Source organism: Staphylococcus intermedius NCTC 11048 (assembly GCF_002902385.1).
Classification (GTDB): Bacteria; Bacillota; Bacilli; order Staphylococcales; family Staphylococcaceae; genus Staphylococcus; species Staphylococcus intermedius.
The window spans coordinates 19,356-36,141 of sequence record NZ_PPQH01000043.1; the positions used below are offsets into that span (position 1 = coordinate 19,356).

Consider the following 16,786-nt stretch of genomic DNA (forward strand, 5'->3'; position numbering starts at 1 on the left):
GGGATGATAGAGATGAACTTTATTAAATTATTAGTGATTTTGTCTTATATTATTATCGGTAGTGTGTTAGGCATCCTCTTAATCCCTGCTGTCATGATTGATTTTAATGTCAGTCACCCTCCAATGTTAGAGAATAGTTACGCGACATCGTTAATCGGCATTGCCATTATGTTTTTGTTGTTTGGTTGGTTTATTCCCCGTATTGCATATGCGATGAAAGACTTAGAACAATTCATTTTAGGCTATAGTGCTATTGAAATCATCTTCGCTACGATTGGCTTGTTTATGGGGTTGCTCATATCGGTCATGATTTCCTTTATCCTTGAATTTATTGGGACAGATTTGATTAATCGTATCGTCCCTATCTTACTTACATTAAGTTTAAGTTATCTCGGTTTCCAATTTGGTCTGAAAAAGCGTGATGAAATGCTGTTGTTTTTACCAGAAAACATGGCACGTTCGATGGCGATTAATGCCCGCAATGCTGTGCCGAAAATTATCGATACGAGTGCAATTATTGATGGCCGTATTTTAAAAATTATGGAAGCGGGATTTATTGATGGTGAAATTCTTATCCCTCAAGGTGTCATTAATGAACTACAAGTGGTTGCAGATGCAAATGATAGCATTAAACGTGACAAAGGGCGACGTGGTTTGGAAATTTTGAATGCAATTCATCTATCGAAGCATCCGACGCGTATTATTCACCCACAGCGTACGCATCAAGACATTGATGATTTAATTGTGAGACTTGCGCAACATTATCGCGCGCACGTGATTACGACGGATTATAATTTGAACAAAGTATGTAGTATTCAGGGCATCAAAGTGTTAAATGTGAATGATTTATCTGATGCGATTCGACCTGAAGTGCATCAAGGTGATCGTTTTGATTTGATGATTACAAAAGTTGGGAAAGAACCAGGTCAAGGTGTCGGTTATTTTGATGATGGCACAATGGTAGTCGTGGATGATGCGAAACAATATGTGAATCAAATCATTACACTTGAAGTGATCAGCATGTTACAAACTGCATCCGGTCGAATTATTTTTGCGAAGAAGGTGGAAGCATAAATGTCAAGTTATCACGTGATTATACCAGCTGCAGGAACAGGCAGTCGCATGGGGCGTCCCTATAATAAATTGTTCATTGAAATTGCGGGGCGTCATGTATTAGCGCATACCCTTGCCGTTTTTCAATCCGATGTCCAATGTGAAGGGATTCATTTAGCGATACACGAGAGAGATCGGGAACAGCTTGAAATATTGACAGCGCCATTTTCAAAAGTAAAAAATCTAATTGTTGGTGGAGACACACGTCAAGATAGTATTCATCAAGTACTTCAAAACGTTGACTTTACAAATGATGAGATTATTCTCGTACATGATGGCGCGCGTCCATTCGTAACGCATGACACCGTTCATGAAGTAACGGCTGCTATTCAAACATATGGGGCCGCGATTGTCGGTGTGAAGGCGAAAGATACGATTAAACGCGTGTCCGACCAATTTGTCACAGAAACATTGGATCGTGCGACATTATGGCAAGTGCAGACGCCTCAAGGTGCGACATTTGAACGCCTTGCTTCAGCCTATGACCATGCCAAAGCGCAACAGATGATGGGGACGGATGATGCCTCATTAATCGAAGCGAATGGTCAACGCATTTATATGGTTGAAGGCGATTATGATAATATTAAATTAACGACGGAAGAAGATTTAACATACGCAGAAGCAATTTTAGAAAAAAGGAGTCGACATCATCATGTTTAGAGTTGGATTAGGATACGATGTGCACGCATTTGATGCGACACGCCCTTTAATTATTGGCGGGATTGAAGTGCCACACACGCATGGTTTGAAAGGACATAGTGATGCGGATGTATTACTACATGCGATTACTGATGCAATGTTAGGGGCATGTGCATTAGGTGATATTGGTAAACTATTTCCAGATACAGATCCACAGTTTAAAGATGCAGATTCAAAAAAGTTATTAACAGAAGCGTACGCAGAAGTTCAAAAAGAAGGTTATGTCATTAATAACGTTGATGCGACGATTATTGCAGAAAAGCCTAAATTCCGTCCATACATCGATCAAATGCGCGAAGTCATTGCAGGGCTTTTTGCTATCGATGTGAAGCGCGTGAATGTAAAAGCGACGACGAGCGAAAAGTTAGGTTTTACAGGACGTCAAGAAGGGATTGCCGCTCAAGCGATTGTGTCGTTATCGGCAACAACACCGTCTCAACTGTGATATGCATAAATGCGTATGACATGCTATAATATAACAATTGAACAATGAAACAGGAGTGAACGAAATGAGTAACCGAGTGAGAGTAAGATATGCGCCAAGTCCAACAGGCTACTTGCATATTGGTAACGCACGTACGGCATTATTTAACTATTTATTTGCGAAACATTATGATGGTGATTTTGTCATTCGTATTGAAGATACAGATTCTAAACGTAACTTAGCGGACGGTGAATCGTCACAGTTCGATAATTTGAAATGGCTAGGTCTAGATTGGGACGAATCTGTAGATAAAGACAAAGGCTATGGCCCTTATCGTCAATCAGAACGTGGCGAAATCTATCAACCATTAGTTGAGCAATTATTAGCAGAAGATAAAGCGTACAAATGTTATATGACTGAAGAAGAGTTAGAGGCAGAACGTCAGGAACAAATTGCACGTGGTGAGATGCCACGTTACGGTGGAAAACATGCGCACTTGACGGAAGAAGAACGTCAACAGTTTGAAGCGGAAGGACGTAAACCAGCGATTCGTTTCCGTGTGCCACAAAACAAAACATATACGTTCGATGATATGGTCAAAGGGCCTGTGTCATTCGAATCGGACAACTTCGGCGACTGGGTGATCGTGAAAAAAGATGGTGTGCCAACGTATAACTTTGCAGTTGCAGTGGATGATCATTATATGGAGATCTCTGATGTGATTCGTGGTGACGACCACATTTCGAACACACCGAAACAATTAATGATTTACGAAACGTTTGGTTGGGAACCACCACGTTTTGCGCATATGACTTTAATCGTCAATGAACAACGTAAAAAGTTAAGTAAACGTGACGGCCAAATTTTACAATTTATCGAGCAATATCGCGATTTAGGTTATTTACCAGAGGCATTATTTAACTTTATCGCATTGTTAGGTTGGTCTCCAGAAGGTGAAGAAGAGATTTTCTCTAAAGACGAGTTCATCAACATCTTTACTGAAAAGCGTTTATCGAAATCACCAGCATTTTTCGATAAACAAAAATTAGAGTGGATTAACAACCAATATATGAAAGAAAAAGATGCGGAAACGGTATTTGAAATGACATTACCACATATGATTAAAGCAGGTTTATTACCTGAATCACCATCAGAAGCGGAGTTAGATTGGGGCCGCAAATTGGTTGCACTTTATCAAGAACAAATGAGTTATGCGGGCGAAATTGTACCGCTATCAGAATTATTCTTCCGTGATGAAAAAGAGTTAGATGAAGCATCACAAGAAGTGTTGAACGGTGAACAAGTGCCACAATTGATGACAGCATTGTACGGTAAGTTAGAAGCTTTGGAAAACTTTGAAGCTGCTGAAATTAAAAAGATCATCAAAGAAGTGCAAAAAGAAACAGGCATTAAAGGAAAACAATTATTTATGCCGATTCGTGTAGCAGTTACAGGCCAAATGCATGGACCTGAGTTGCCAAATACAATGGAAGTATTAGGTAAGGATAAAGTGCTTCGTCGCATTCAAACCTTATTATAAAAAAGTGTGTGTGCGATTTTCATACTTGATATCGTTTTAAAAATCGACTACTATTAAAGTGGATTTGAATAGAATAAAGGACAAGTAGACAAATGGCGTGTCAATCAGAGAATGTACGGTTGGTGAGAGTACATCGCAAAATTTGTTGAATGCACCTTTAGGATACGAATTGAATAACCAATTGAGTGAGTATATGCATCAACAGTTTCAGCTTTGAACATATACTAATAAGAGTGGAACCGTGCACATTTCGCACCTCTGACATATTTCATGTTGGAGGTGCTTTTTTCAATGCACACCATCTTTTTATGAGGACAATGAAGCTAGGGGTGGGTTGTCCGAGAAAGTTGTTTTTCACTTAGATTACAAAAATAATGATTGTCATGCTGTTTGAAGGAGGGGTTAAAGTGTTCCGACGTATGATGGATGATGTCAAAATGGTATTTGAACAAGATCCAGCAGCACGCTCAACGATAGAAGTCATTACAACATATGCAGGTTTACATGCGGTTTGGAGTCATTTGATTGCACACCGTTTATATCAAAAGAAACGTTATGTACTTGCGAGAGCGATTTCTCAAGCTTCTCGATTTTTTACAGGCATTGAAATTCATCCAGGTGCTAAAATTGGTCGCCGCTTATTTATTGACCATGGTATGGGGGTGGTCATCGGTGAAACATGTACCATTGGTGATAATGTGACGATATATCAAGGTGTGACATTAGGTGGGACTGGTAAAGAAAAAGGGAAGCGCCATCCTGATATTGGTGATAATGTCCTCATCGCAGCGGGATCCAAAGTATTAGGTAACATTAAGGTGCATTCCAATGTCAATATCGGTGCCAATTCGGTCGTACTTCAAGATGTTCCGAGCTATTCTACTGTTGTAGGTATCCCAGGACGCATCGTGAAGCAAGATGGTAGACGTATCGGTAAGACATTTGATCATCTCAACTTACCGGACCCTATTTATGAACAACTTAAACAACTTGAACGACAACTTGAACAAACTAAAAATGGAGAGATCAAAGATGATTACATTATATAATACGTTAACACGTCAAAAAGAAGTGTTTCAGCCTATCGAACCCGGAAAAGTGAAGATGTATGTGTGTGGTCCAACGGTGTATAACTACATTCATATCGGAAACGCACGCCCAGCGATTAATTATGACGTGGTCCGCCGTTACTTTGAATATAAGGGCTATGAAGTGAATTACGTGTCTAACTTTACAGATGTGGATGATAAATTGATTAAACGTTCACAAGAGTTAGGTGAAACAGTACCAGAGATTGCGGACCGTTTCATTCAAGCCTTTTATGAGGATACAGAAGCCCTTAACGTTAAAAAAGCGACATCCAACCCACGCGTGATGGACCATATGGATGACATTATTAAATTTATTAAAAATTTAGTTGATGAAGGTTATGCATATGAAAGTGGTGGCGATGTTTATTTCAGAACACGCAAATTTGAAGATTATGGTAAATTAAGCCATCAGTCGATTGATGATTTGAAAGTCGGTGCCCGTATTGAGCAAGGTGAAAATAAAGAAGATGCGTTAGACTTCACACTTTGGAAAAAGGCGAAACCCGGCGAAATCAGTTGGAACAGTCCATTTGGTGAAGGGCGTCCAGGCTGGCATATCGAATGTTCGGTCATGGCTTTTGAAAAGTTAGGCCCAACAATCGATATTCATGCGGGGGGAAGCGACCTACAATTCCCGCACCATGAAAACGAGATTGCACAGTCAGAAGCACACAACCATGAGACATTTGCGAACTATTGGATGCATAACGGTTTCATCAATATCGATAATAAAAAAATGAGTAAATCGTTAGGAAACTTTATTTTAGTGCACGACATTATTAAAGAAGTAGATCCCGATGTGTTACGCTTCTTCATGATTAGTGTGCACTATCGAAGCCCAATCAACTACAATTTAGAGCTTGTAGAAGCGGCGAGAAGTGGGTTAGAGCGTATTCGTAACAGCTATCAAGCATTGAAAGAACGTGAAGCTGTCGCGACAGATTTAACAGATGACGACGCAATGTTAACGCAAATTGATGCGATTTTGACACAGTTTGAAACGGTGATGGATGATGACTTCAACACAGCAAACGCGATTACAGCTTGGTATGATTTAGTGAAGCTTGCGAATAAATATTTGTTAGAAGATAATACATCGACAAAAGTTATCCAACGTTTTAAAGAAGTGTTCGCAATCTTTAGTGATGTATTGGGTGTACCGTTAACTTCGAACAAAGAGGAAGGTTTACTCGACGAAGAAATTGAACAACTGATTGAAGAACGTAATGAAGCGCGTAAAGCGAAAGATTACGCACGTGCTGACGAAATTCGTGATCAATTAAAAGCACAAAACATCATTTTAGAAGATACGCCACAAGGTGTGAGATATAAACGTGGATAAGTCAACAAATGCCAAACTACTCAATCCGCTATCGCTCGCTTATGTCGGGGATGCGGTGCTTGACCAATATGTCCGTACTTATATTATTTTAAAGCTTCAAAGTAAACCGAATCGTCTGCACCAAGAGGCTAAAAGATTTGTATCAGCTAAAAGCCAGGCGGTGACACTGGAACATTTAATCGCGCAAGATTGGTTTAATGAAGAGGAGCTTGCGATTGTGAAGCGTGGACGGAATGCGAAAAGCTACACGAAAGCGAAAAATACAGATGTCCAGACTTATCGGAAAAGTTCAGGTTTAGAAGCGGTCATTGGATTTTTATATTTAGAGCACCAAGAAGAAAGATTGGAAGCATTGTTAAAAATGATTGTTGAAAATGTTGAAGAAAGGCGTTGAAATCCATGGACTCGGAAATTATTGTGGGGCGTCATGCAGTGAGAGAAGCAGTCGTGTCTGGGCATACGATTAATAAAATCTTAATTCAAGAAGGGATTAAGAAGCAGCAAATTGAAGAAATTTTAAAAGCTGCGAAATCATCAAAACTCGTGGTCCAAACGGTCCCAAAATCAAAATTAGATCAACTTGCGAATGCACCTCATCAAGGTGTTGCGGCATTCGTTGCACCATATGAATATGCAGATTTGAATCAATTTTTAACAGAACAAGCGCAAAAAGAAAGCTTGTCAACCGTGCTGATTTTAGATGGTTTAGAAGATCCACACAACTTAGGTTCAATTTTAAGAACAGCTGATGCGACAGGCGTGGATGGGATTATTATTCCTAAGCGTCGTTCGGTCAGTTTGACGCAAACAGTGGCGAAAGCTTCAACAGGTGCGATTCAGCATGTGCCTGTGATTCGCGTGACGAACTTGTCACAAACGATGGATGTGTTGAAAGATAAAGGTTATTGGATTGCAGGTGCAGAAGCGAGCAATGCGACAGACTACCGCCAAATGCAAGCGGATATGCCGTTAGCCATTGTTATCGGCAGTGAGGGCCAAGGGATGAGTCGGGTTGTGAAAGAGAAATGCGACTTTTATATTAAAATTCCTATGGTCGGTCATGTGAACAGTTTAAATGCGTCGGTCGCAGCGAGTTTGATGATGTATGAAGTATTTCGTCAGCGTCATCCTATCGGCGGTGACAAATAAATGATGAAGGACTATTACGTAATCATAGATGGATATAACATGATTGGTCAGTCCCAAACATTGAGTCGTGTCGCTAGAGAAAGTCTAGAAGAAGCGAGAGAACAATTGCTTATCGAAATTTCCAACTATAGTGCAGTGACAAAAGGTAAAATTGTCTGTGTGTTTGATGCTTATGATCGTGGCACCCCGCAATCTGAGTATGAGTATCATGGGGTACATGTCGTATTTACCAAAGAGCACGAAACAGCAGATAGTTTTATCGAGCGCTATGTCTATAATATTTATAATAAACATACGACCCATATTACAGTAGTGACGAGTGATATGAGTGAGCAACATGCTATTTTTGGTACAGGTGCTTACCGTTTATCCTCACGTGAAATGTGGCGCCATTTAAAAGAGAATAAAGACAGTGTGACCAAATCAATGGATGAATTTGGTGAAATGAAGCCACGTACACGTATTCAACTGTCAGAAGAGTTGCTTTCTGAATTTGAAAAAATAAGACGTGGCGAGTCTCAAGACTAATCCTTTTGCAAGTTGTAGATCAACACCTTTGACAGATATGATAAGACATCATTGATCGAAGGTGAGGGAAAGTTTCATGGCACAAAGCCCTAATCCAAACGAAATTGTTTCAGAAACGATACAACATGTGCAACAGCAACAACCCGAAGCGATTGAAAAATTGGTTCATTATGTGGAGTGTATCGCACGAAAAAGCTTTGATGATTTTAGTGTGGCGCAAGCAGATTGTGATGATTTAGTGCAAGACGTTGTCATCGCAATTTATCAAAAAATACAAAGCGAGGAATTTTATTTCGGTATTCCATTCGAGCATTACATTAACCGTACGATTCATCGGCGTAAACTCGATTATCGACGCAAAAAGCTGACGCATCAACGCATTTTTGAAAATTATGTCGATGGGTATGCAGTCGGTTATCGAACACAGCTAGCCGAGCAACAACGACATAGTCACGAATATCTTCATTATATTCAAGATACATTGCAACAGACGCTTCAACAGTTGAGTTCTTTTGAAATGCATGTGCTAGATTATCTCATTGCAGAATGGCGGCCTGCAGAAATTGCACGTGAATTGAATGTTTCAGATAAGAAAGTTTATAATGCGCTTTACCGAATTCGCCAAAAATTGAAAAGTCTTGTCACGTAAGAAAGTGGTTTGACAATTGAATATAAACTTATGTATAGTAAACTGGTATTATAGAAGCAAGGTGAGAGATGTTGAAAAAAGTGCCGTTAAATTGCGAAAAATGTGGCAATCGAAACTATCACGTACCGAAATCGCCGAACGTGACAGAACGATTAATACTGAAAAAGTTTTGTGCGAAATGTAATACGCATACACTTCATAAAGAATCCAAATAATTGGAGGGAAATTGATTATGCCGAAAAAAGAAAGCTTTTTCCAAGGCGTTAAATCTGAAATGGAAAAAACAAGTTGGCCAACAGGTCCAGAGCTTGTTAAGTATACAGCCATTGTAGTCATGACCGTATTGTTCTTCTTGTTGTTTTTCTGGGGTTTAGATATCGGAATTGGTCAGTTAATTGAAATGATAAAATAGGAATGAGGAGTTGTCAGCATGTCTGAAGAGCTAGGTGCAAAACGTTGGTATGCAGTACATACCTACTCTGGTTACGAAAACAAAGTTAAAAAGAATTTAGAAAAACGTGTCGAATCAATGAATATGACAGAGCAAATCTTTAGAGTCGTCATTCCAGAAGAGGAAGAAACACAAGTTAAAGATGGTAAAGCGAAAAAACAAATGAAAAAGACATTCCCAGGATATGTCTTAGTTGAACTTGTGATGACTGATGAATCTTGGTATGTTGTTAGAAATACACCGGGGGTAACAGGTTTTGTAGGATCTGCAGGCGCAGGTTCAAAGCCGAACCCATTACTACCAGATGAAATGCGTTTTATCCTTAAGCAAATGGGAATGAACGAAAAATCTATCGATGTAGAAGTTGAATTAGGTGAACAAGTGCGTATTACATCTGGACCGTTCGCAAGCCAAGTGGGTGAAATCCACGAAATTGAAGCAGATAAGTTTAAATTGACGGTGCTTGTAGACATGTTTGGAAGAGAGACACCAGTAGAAGTCGAATTCGATCAAATCGAAAAACTTTAATTGCAGTATAAAATGTTACAAAAAATGTGTTGTATTAAGTTAACGCAAATGTTATAATAACGAGGTCGCGCATTCAGAGCGCTACATTTCGTCACGAAATGTTAAGAGTGGGAGGGCAAAAATGAGCCCTGTGACCACATCACGATATCAAGGAGGTGCACATCGTGGCTAAAAAAGTAGAAAAAGTAGTTAAGTTACAAATTCCAGCAGGTAAAGCAAACCCAGCACCACCAGTTGGTCCTGCATTAGGTCAAGCCGGTGTGAACATTATGGCTTTCACAAAGGAATTTAACGCACGTACACAAGAACAAGTGGGTTTAATTATTCCGGTTGAAATTTATGTATATGAAGACCGTTCATTTACATTCATTACAAAAACACCACCTGCAGCAGTTTTACTTAAAAAAGCAGCAGGTATTGAAAAAGGTTCTGGTGAACCAAACAAAAACAAAGTTGCAACTGTAACTAAAGATCAAGTACGTGAAATTGCTAACACTAAAATGCCTGACTTAAACGCTGCTGACGAAGAAGCAGCTATGCGTATCGTTGAAGGTACTGCACGTAGTATGGGTATTGTTGTTGAGTAATTATCAACATATTGACAATTAACAAAATGATACGATAAATTTTCGAAAACGAACGCAGGTAGGCCTACGATTAATGACATATTTCATCATTCTATGCGTATTGACGCAAAGGGCTATCTGCGCTCAACTTGCTATTAAGGCAAGTTAACGTGGGAGGACATTCCGATAAAACCACTAAAGGAGGACAAAAAATGGCTAAAAAAGGTAAAAAGTATCAAGAAGCTTTAAATAAAGTTGATCGCCAAGCGCTTTACACTGTAGAAGAAGCAATTCGTTTAGCTCAAGAAACGTCTATCGCTAACTTCGATGCATCAGTAGAAGTTGCATTCCGTTTAGGTATCGATACACGTAAAAACGATCAACAAATCCGTGGTGCAGTTGTATTACCACACGGAACTGGTAAAACACAACGTGTATTAGTATTCGCTAAAGGTGATAAAATTGCTGAAGCAGAAGCAGCAGGTGCTGACTATGTAGGCGATGCTGAATACGTAAACAAAATCCAACAAGGTTGGTTCGACTTTGATGTTGTTGTTGCAACACCAGACATGATGGGTGAAGTTGGTAAATTAGGTCGTGTATTAGGACCTAAAGGTTTAATGCCAAACCCTAAAACTGGTACAGTAACAATGGACGTTAAAAAAGCTGTTGAAGAAATCAAAGCTGGTAAAGTTGAATACCGTGCTGAAAAAGCAGGTATCGTTCACGCTTCTATCGGTAAAGTTTCATTCGAAACTGAAAAATTAGTTGAAAACTTCAAAACTTTACAAGATGTGTTAACAAAAGCGAAACCATCTTCTGCTAAAGGTACTTATTTCAAATCTGTTGCAGTAACAACTACAATGGGTCCTGGTATCAAAGTAGATACTGCGACTTTCAAACTATAAATTCAATGCGCACTTAATGATTGACACTTCGTTTGATCATTAAGTGCATCATAAAATAGAAAAAAGGTTGACGAATGACACGAAAACCTTTATATTAAATTCTGTTGAATATTTTACCTAAGACAGTAGGAGTTCGAGAAAGAACTTAAAAACAACATCCTACCGAGGCTAAAATGGACTTGAACGTTAACGCATTCAAGCACTTTTTGCCGTGGGTAAAAAGTGTTTTTTTAATTTAAGTGAACACTTAATTATTAAAGCACCCAAAACTTATCTATGGAGGTGTCAAAATGTCTGGAATCATCGAAGCGAAAAAACAACAAGTTGATATCATTGCTGATCAACTTAAAAGTTCTGTTTCTACAGTAGTTGTTGACTACCGTGGTTTAACAGTAGCAGAAGTAACAGAATTACGTAAGCAATTACGTGAAGCAAATGTTCAGTACAAAGTGTACAAAAACACAATGTTACGTCGTGCAGCTGAGAAAGCTGGTATTGAAGGCTTAGACGAGTTCTTAACTGGTCCTACAGCAGTCGCATTCACAACTGAAGATGTGGTTGCACCAGCTAAAGTTATCGCTGGATTCGCTAAAGAACACGAAGCTTTAGAAATCAAATCAGGTATCATGGAAGGTAGTGTCATCACTGCTGATGAAGTGAAAACTGTTGGTTCATTACCATCACACGAAGGTCTTGTATCTATGCTTCTTTCTGTATTACAAGCACCAATGCGCAACTTCGCTTATGCGGTTAAAGCTGTTGGCGAAAGCAAAGAAGAGAACGCAGAATAATTAATCAATTAAAAATTAATCAATTGGAGGAAAATAAACATGGCTAATCAAGAGCAAATCATTGAAGCAATTAAAGAAATGTCAGTTTTAGAATTAAACGACTTAGTAAAAGCAATTGAAGAAGAATTTGGTGTAACTGCAGCAGCACCAGTTGCAGTAGCAGGTGCAGCAGGCGGAGACGCAGCAGCAGAAAAAACTGAATTCGACGTTGAATTAACTTCAGCTGGATCATCAAAAATCAAAGTTGTTAAAGCAGTTAAAGAAGCAACTGGTTTAGGCTTAAAAGACGCTAAAGAATTAGTTGACGGTGCACCAAGCATCATCAAAGAAGCTATGCCTAAAGAAGAAGCAGAAAAACTTAAAGAACAATTAGAAGAAGTTGGCGCTTCAGTAGAATTAAAATAATTCATTGATAAGTGAAAAACCCGCTATTTACGCAATAGCGGGTTTTTGAATATTAAACGATAAAGAGGTGCAACACCTATGAGTCATTACTATGATGCACATCCTGATGCAGCAACAGACGAAAAGGAAATTACATACGCATATCAACAACATCAACTCCATCTCACTACTGATGCAGGCGTTTTTTCTCGAGATCAAGTCGACTTTGGCTCTGATTTGCTCGTTCACACATTTTTGAACGCCCATCCGCCAGGTCAAATAAAGACAATTGTGGATGTAGGGTGTGGTTATGGACCAATCGGCTTAATGCTCGCTAAAGTGGCGCCACACGATCATGTTACGATGTTAGACGTCAATCATCGTGCACTTGGTTTAGCAGAGAAAAATGCACAGCGCAATCAACTATCAAATGTGACCATCAAAGAAAGTGATGGCTTATCACAAATAGCTGACGAGACGCAGCAATATGTTGTAACGAATCCGCCAATCCGTGCAGGCAAGCAAGTGGTTCACCAAATTTTCGTAGATGCGCATCGTGTTCTTGAAGCAAATGGTGAATTGTACGTCGTGATACAAAAGAAACAAGGCATGCCATCCGCGAAGAAAAAAATGGAAACGATTTTTGGCAATGTCGAATCAATTAAAAATAGCAAGGGCTATCACATTTTAAAAAGCGTTAAATCTTGATTTTAATGCTTGCTTATGGTATAGTCGTAAGATGAAATAATTATGTTCAATAAGTGTGTACTTTTACGGTTAAAGTTTCATTGTAACATTTCAAAATAAGACTTGTAGAATAGAAAATGGTGTCATCGTTTTATGTGCTACCGTTTTCTTTTTGTCTTGTTACATGATGAGGGCTGAAAAGTGTTCGCACAATTTTTGAGGGGTGAATCTGTTTGGCAGGTCAATTTGTCCAATATGGAAGACATCGTAAACGTAGAAACTACGCAAGAATTTCGGAAGTTTTAGAGTTACCAAACTTAATTGAAATTCAAACGAAATCGTATGATTGGTTCTTAAAAGAAGGTTTATTAGAAATGTTCCGTGATATTTCTCCTATTGAAGACTTCACGGGTAATCTTTCATTAGAATTTGTTGATTATAGATTAGGTGAACCAAAGTATGATTTAGAAGAATCAAAAAACCGTGATGCAACATACGCGGCACCATTACGTGTGAAAGTTCGTTTAATCATTAAAGAAACAGGCGAAGTGAAAGATCAAGAAGTATTTATGGGTGATTTCCCATTAATGACAGAAACAGGTACTTTTGTGATTAACGGGGCAGAACGTGTTATCGTATCACAATTAGTCCGTTCACCATCTGTATACTTCAATGAAAAATTAGATAAAAACGGATGCGTGAATTATGATGCGACAGTCATTCCTAACCGTGGTGCTTGGTTGGAATATGAAACAGATGCGAAAGATGTCGTTTATGTGCGTATCGATAGAACGAGAAAGTTACCATTAACAGTATTATTACGTGCGTTAGGTTATTCAACAGACCAAGAAATTATTGAATTAATTGGGGATAATGAATATTTACGTAATACATTAGAAAAAGATAGCACAGAAAATACAGAGCAAGCATTACTTGAAATTTATGAACGTTTACGTCCAGGTGAACCACCTACTGTAGAAAACGCAAAAAGCTTATTATACTCACGTTTCTTTGACCCTAAACGTTATGATTTAGCAAGCGTTGGACGTTATAAAGCAAACAAAAAGTTACATTTAAAACACCGCCTATTCAATCAAAAATTAGCTGAACCGATCGTTAATACAGAAACAGGCGAAATTGTTGCTGAAGAAGGCACTGTTTTAGATCGTCGTAAATTAGATGAAATTATGGACGTTCTTGAAACAAATGCGAATGCACAAGTTTATGAACTTCCAAACAGTATCATTGATGAGCCTGTAGAAATTCAGTCTATTAAAGTATATGTACCGAATGATGATGAAGAACGTACAACAACAGTTATTGGTAATGCATTCCCAGATTCAGAAGTGAAATGTATTACACCGGCTGATATTGTGGCATCTATGTCATACTTCTTCAACCTATTACATGGTATTGGTTACACAGACGATATTGACCACCTTGGTAACCGCCGTCTACGTTCAGTTGGTGAGTTGTTACAAAACCAATTCCGTATCGGTTTATCAAGAATGGAACGTGTGGTACGTGAAAGAATGTCTATTCAAGATACAGACTCTATCACACCGCAACAATTAATTAATATTCGTCCAGTGATTGCATCAATTAAAGAGTTCTTTGGTAGCTCGCAATTATCTCAATTCATGGACCAAGCGAACCCACTTGCTGAGTTGACTCACAAACGTCGTCTATCAGCATTAGGACCTGGTGGTTTAACGCGTGAACGTGCTCAAATGGAAGTGCGTGACGTACACTACTCTCACTATGGTCGTATGTGTCCAATCGAAACACCTGAGGGACCAAACATTGGTTTGATCAACTCATTATCTAGTTATGCACGTGTGAACGAATTTGGTTTTATCGAAACACCATATCGTAAAGTTGATATTGAAACAAATACGATTACTGACCAAATCGACTACTTAACTGCTGATGAAGAAGATAGTTATGTTGTCGCACAAGCGAACTCACGTCTTGATGAAAACGGTCGCTTTATTGATGATGAGATTGTATGTCGTTTCCGTGGTAACAACACAACGATGGCGAAAGAAAAAATGGACTACATGGACGTATCGCCGAAACAAGTTGTATCAGCTGCGACAGCGTGTATCCCATTCTTAGAAAACGATGACTCTAACCGTGCGTTAATGGGTGCGAACATGCAGCGTCAAGCGGTACCGTTGTTAAACCCTGAATCTCCATTTGTAGGTACAGGTATGGAACACGTTGCTGCACGTGACTCAGGTGCTGCTGTCATTTCTAAATATCGCGGTCGTGTTGAACATGTCCAATCTAGCGAGATTTTAGTCCGTCGTTTAGTTGAAGAAAACGGTCAAGAAGTAGATGGTACGTTAGATCGTTATCCATTAGCGAAATTTAAACGTTCGAACTCAGGTACATGTTATAACCAACGTCCAATCATCGCAAAAGGTGACATTGTGGAAAAAGGCGAAATCCTTGCTGATGGTCCTTCAATGGAACTTGGTGAAATGGCATTAGGTCGTAACGTTGTAGTTGGATTCATGACATGGGACGGTTATAACTATGAGGATGCCGTTATCATGAGTGAACGTTTGGTTAAAGATGATGTGTACACGTCTATTCATATTGAAGAATACGAATCAGAAGCGCGTGACACAAAACTTGGACCTGAAGAAATCACACGTGATATTCCTAACGTATCTGAAAATGCACTGAAAAACTTAGATGATCGCGGTATCGTTTATGTAGGTGCGGAAGTTAAAGACGGCGACATCTTAGTGGGTAAAGTAACGCCAAAAGGTGTAACAGAATTAACTGCAGAAGAACGTTTATTACATGCAATCTTTGGTGAAAAAGCACGTGAAGTACGTGATACATCATTACGTGTACCTCACGGCGCGGGCGGTATTGTACTTGATGTTAAAGTGTTCAATCGTGAAGAAGGCGATGATTCACTTTCACCAGGTGTGAACCAACTCGTACGTGTTTACATTGTTCAAAAACGTAAAATTCATGTAGGGGACAAAATGTGTGGTCGTCACGGTAACAAAGGTGTCATCTCTAAAATTGTTCCTGAAGAAGACATGCCGTACTTACCAGACGGTCGTCCAATCGACATCATGTTGAACCCACTCGGTGTACCATCTCGTATGAACATCGGACAAGTTTTAGAGCTCCACTTAGGTATGGCAGCTAAAAACTTAGGTATCCACGTTGCATCACCAGTATTCGATGGTGCGAACGATGATGACGTATGGTCTACAATTGAAGAAGCAGGTATGGCACGTGATGGTAAAACTGTCCTTTACGATGGACGTACAGGTGAACCATTCGACAACCGTATCTCTGTAGGTGTCATGTACATGCTGAAACTTGCACACATGGTTGATGACAAGCTTCACGCACGTTCTACAGGACCTTACTCACTTGTTACACAACAACCGCTTGGTGGTAAAGCACAGTTTGGTGGACAAAGATTTGGTGAGATGGAGGTATGGGCACTTGAAGCATACGGTGCAGCATACACATTACAAGAAATCCTCACATACAAATCAGATGACACAGTAGGTCGTGTGAAAACTTACGAAGCTATCGTTAAAGGTGAAAACATCTCAAGACCAAGTGTTCCTGAATCATTCCGCGTATTGATGAAAGAATTACAAAGTTTAGGTCTTGACGTTAAAGTGATGGACGAACAAGATAACGAAATTGAAATGCGTGACTTAGACGATGATGATATTCCAGATCGCAAAGTCAACATTCAACCATCAACTGTTCCTGAATCACAAAAAGAATTTAACGAATAATGATGAATTGTAGATAAGATTAAACGGAATAGAAACACTTGGTTAAGCTTGAGTTTGTGTTCAAATGTGACAGTTGAAATACAACAGATGTCATGTACGATTAATCTATTCGGAAATGTGATCGGAATCCAACGAGAGGGCTTGGGTTTCG

Annotated in this window: 19 protein-coding genes and 1 other annotated feature; all 19 genes read left to right on the forward strand. The window is 39.2% G+C overall.

Annotated elements, in window-relative coordinates; genetic code table 11:
- The first annotated feature begins 12 nt into the window (after positions 1–12).
- The 19 genes from CD138_RS10150 (at position 13) to rpoB (ending at position 16,635) form a co-directional block, all read left to right on the forward strand.
- The gene (locus CD138_RS10150) at positions 13–1,074 is read left to right on the forward strand and encodes a PIN/TRAM domain-containing protein (protein ID WP_019169080.1); all 1,062 of its coding nucleotides are present in this window, start codon (positions 13–15) and stop codon (positions 1,072–1,074) included.
- A complete protein-coding gene (gene ispD, locus CD138_RS10155; protein WP_019169079.1) occupies positions 1,075–1,773 on the forward strand; it encodes a 2-C-methyl-D-erythritol 4-phosphate cytidylyltransferase in 699 nt (232 codons plus the stop codon).
- Entirely contained in the window at positions 1,766–2,257 is a 492-nt protein-coding gene (gene ispF, locus CD138_RS10160; protein WP_019169078.1) for a 2-C-methyl-D-erythritol 2,4-cyclodiphosphate synthase, read from the forward strand. Before ispD ends, ispF begins: the two co-directional genes overlap by 8 nt.
- A 64-nt stretch (positions 2,258–2,321) precedes the next feature.
- Complete coding sequence (gltX, locus tag CD138_RS10165) at positions 2,322–3,776, forward strand: glutamate--tRNA ligase (protein ID WP_019169077.1); 1,455 nt, start codon at positions 2,322–2,324, stop codon at positions 3,774–3,776.
- Positions 3,777–4,159: 383 nt separating this feature from the next.
- On the forward strand, positions 4,160–4,825 hold the full coding sequence (gene cysE / locus CD138_RS10170) for a serine O-acetyltransferase (RefSeq protein ID WP_172425792.1): 666 nt from the start codon (positions 4,160–4,162) through the stop codon (positions 4,823–4,825).
- Positions 4,809–6,209, forward strand: coding sequence for a cysteine--tRNA ligase (gene cysS, locus CD138_RS10175; protein ID WP_019169076.1), 1,401 nt, complete (start codon positions 4,809–4,811; stop codon positions 6,207–6,209). The genes cysE and cysS overlap by 17 nt, the downstream gene beginning before the upstream one ends.
- Positions 6,202–6,603: a Mini-ribonuclease 3 gene (locus CD138_RS10180; protein WP_019169075.1), complete on the forward strand. Its 402-nt coding sequence runs from the start codon at positions 6,202–6,204 to the stop codon at positions 6,601–6,603. Before cysS ends, CD138_RS10180 begins: the two co-directional genes overlap by 8 nt.
- A 5-nt stretch (positions 6,604–6,608) precedes the next feature.
- Complete coding sequence (gene rlmB / locus CD138_RS10185; protein WP_019169074.1) at positions 6,609–7,358, forward strand: 23S rRNA (guanosine(2251)-2'-O)-methyltransferase RlmB; 750 nt, start codon at positions 6,609–6,611, stop codon at positions 7,356–7,358.
- A 3-nt stretch (positions 7,359–7,361) separates the two neighbouring features.
- Positions 7,362–7,886: an NYN domain-containing protein gene (locus CD138_RS10190; protein WP_026066894.1), complete on the forward strand. Its 525-nt coding sequence runs from the start codon at positions 7,362–7,364 to the stop codon at positions 7,884–7,886.
- Between the two features lie 76 nt (positions 7,887–7,962).
- Positions 7,963–8,535: a sigma-70 family RNA polymerase sigma factor gene (locus CD138_RS10195; protein ID WP_019169072.1), complete on the forward strand. Its 573-nt coding sequence runs from the start codon at positions 7,963–7,965 to the stop codon at positions 8,533–8,535.
- A gap of 71 nt (positions 8,536–8,606) precedes the next feature.
- Complete coding sequence (rpmG, locus tag CD138_RS10200; protein WP_019166678.1) at positions 8,607–8,750, forward strand: 50S ribosomal protein L33; 144 nt, start codon at positions 8,607–8,609, stop codon at positions 8,748–8,750.
- 17 nt (positions 8,751–8,767) lie between these two features.
- A complete protein-coding gene (gene secE / locus CD138_RS10205; RefSeq protein WP_019169070.1) occupies positions 8,768–8,947 on the forward strand; it encodes a preprotein translocase subunit SecE in 180 nt (59 codons plus the stop codon).
- 18 nt (positions 8,948–8,965) lie between these two features.
- Positions 8,966–9,514, forward strand: a complete 549-nt coding sequence (gene nusG, locus CD138_RS10210) for a transcription termination/antitermination protein NusG (RefSeq protein ID WP_019169069.1) — start codon at positions 8,966–8,968, stop codon at positions 9,512–9,514.
- A gap of 164 nt (positions 9,515–9,678) precedes the next feature.
- Positions 9,679–10,101 (forward strand): 50S ribosomal protein L11, encoded by a 423-nt coding sequence (gene rplK / locus CD138_RS10215; protein WP_014614755.1) that lies wholly within the window; start codon positions 9,679–9,681, stop codon positions 10,099–10,101.
- A gap of 191 nt (positions 10,102–10,292) precedes the next feature.
- A complete protein-coding gene (gene rplA, locus CD138_RS10220) occupies positions 10,293–10,988 on the forward strand; it encodes a 50S ribosomal protein L1 (protein ID WP_019169068.1) in 696 nt (231 codons plus the stop codon).
- Positions 10,989–11,086: 98 nt separating this feature from the next.
- Positions 11,087–11,229: a sequence feature (ribosomal protein L10 leader region), on the forward strand.
- A 49-nt stretch (positions 11,230–11,278) separates the two neighbouring features.
- On the forward strand, positions 11,279–11,779 hold the full coding sequence (gene rplJ, locus CD138_RS10225) for a 50S ribosomal protein L10 (protein WP_019169067.1): 501 nt from the start codon (positions 11,279–11,281) through the stop codon (positions 11,777–11,779).
- A gap of 39 nt (positions 11,780–11,818) precedes the next feature.
- Positions 11,819–12,184 (forward strand): 50S ribosomal protein L7/L12, encoded by a 366-nt coding sequence (rplL, locus tag CD138_RS10230; protein WP_019169066.1) that lies wholly within the window; start codon positions 11,819–11,821, stop codon positions 12,182–12,184.
- 78 nt (positions 12,185–12,262) lie between these two features.
- On the forward strand, positions 12,263–12,871 hold the full coding sequence (locus tag CD138_RS10235) for a class I SAM-dependent methyltransferase (RefSeq protein WP_019169065.1): 609 nt from the start codon (positions 12,263–12,265) through the stop codon (positions 12,869–12,871).
- Between the two features lie 212 nt (positions 12,872–13,083).
- On the forward strand, positions 13,084–16,635 hold the full coding sequence (gene rpoB, locus CD138_RS10240; RefSeq protein WP_019169064.1) for a DNA-directed RNA polymerase subunit beta: 3,552 nt from the start codon (positions 13,084–13,086) through the stop codon (positions 16,633–16,635).
- Positions 16,636–16,786 lie beyond the last annotated feature (151 nt).

Coding starts and splice junctions, on each gene's coding strand:
- rplL (WP_019169066.1), top strand. CDS start 11,819: ATGGCTAATCAAGAGCAAATCATTGAAGCAATTAAAGAAATGTCAGTT.
- CD138_RS10190 (WP_026066894.1), top strand. CDS start 7,362: ATGAAGGACTATTACGTAATCATAGATGGATATAACATGATTGGTCAG.
- rplJ (WP_019169067.1), top strand. CDS start 11,279: ATGTCTGGAATCATCGAAGCGAAAAAACAACAAGTTGATATCATTGCT.
- cysE (WP_172425792.1), top strand. CDS start 4,160: ATGCTGTTTGAAGGAGGGGTTAAAGTGTTCCGACGTATGATGGATGAT.
- ispF (WP_019169078.1), top strand. CDS start 1,766: ATGTTTAGAGTTGGATTAGGATACGATGTGCACGCATTTGATGCGACA.
- secE (WP_019169070.1), top strand. CDS start 8,768: ATGCCGAAAAAAGAAAGCTTTTTCCAAGGCGTTAAATCTGAAATGGAA.
- gltX (WP_019169077.1), top strand. CDS start 2,322: ATGAGTAACCGAGTGAGAGTAAGATATGCGCCAAGTCCAACAGGCTAC.
- rplA (WP_019169068.1), top strand. CDS start 10,293: ATGGCTAAAAAAGGTAAAAAGTATCAAGAAGCTTTAAATAAAGTTGAT.
- nusG (WP_019169069.1), top strand. CDS start 8,966: ATGTCTGAAGAGCTAGGTGCAAAACGTTGGTATGCAGTACATACCTAC.
- CD138_RS10195 (WP_019169072.1), top strand. CDS start 7,963: ATGGCACAAAGCCCTAATCCAAACGAAATTGTTTCAGAAACGATACAA.
- cysS (WP_019169076.1), top strand. CDS start 4,809: ATGATTACATTATATAATACGTTAACACGTCAAAAAGAAGTGTTTCAG.
- CD138_RS10235 (WP_019169065.1), top strand. CDS start 12,263: ATGAGTCATTACTATGATGCACATCCTGATGCAGCAACAGACGAAAAG.
- rlmB (WP_019169074.1), top strand. CDS start 6,609: ATGGACTCGGAAATTATTGTGGGGCGTCATGCAGTGAGAGAAGCAGTC.
- ispD (WP_019169079.1), top strand. CDS start 1,075: ATGTCAAGTTATCACGTGATTATACCAGCTGCAGGAACAGGCAGTCGC.
- CD138_RS10150 (WP_019169080.1), top strand. CDS start 13: ATGAACTTTATTAAATTATTAGTGATTTTGTCTTATATTATTATCGGT.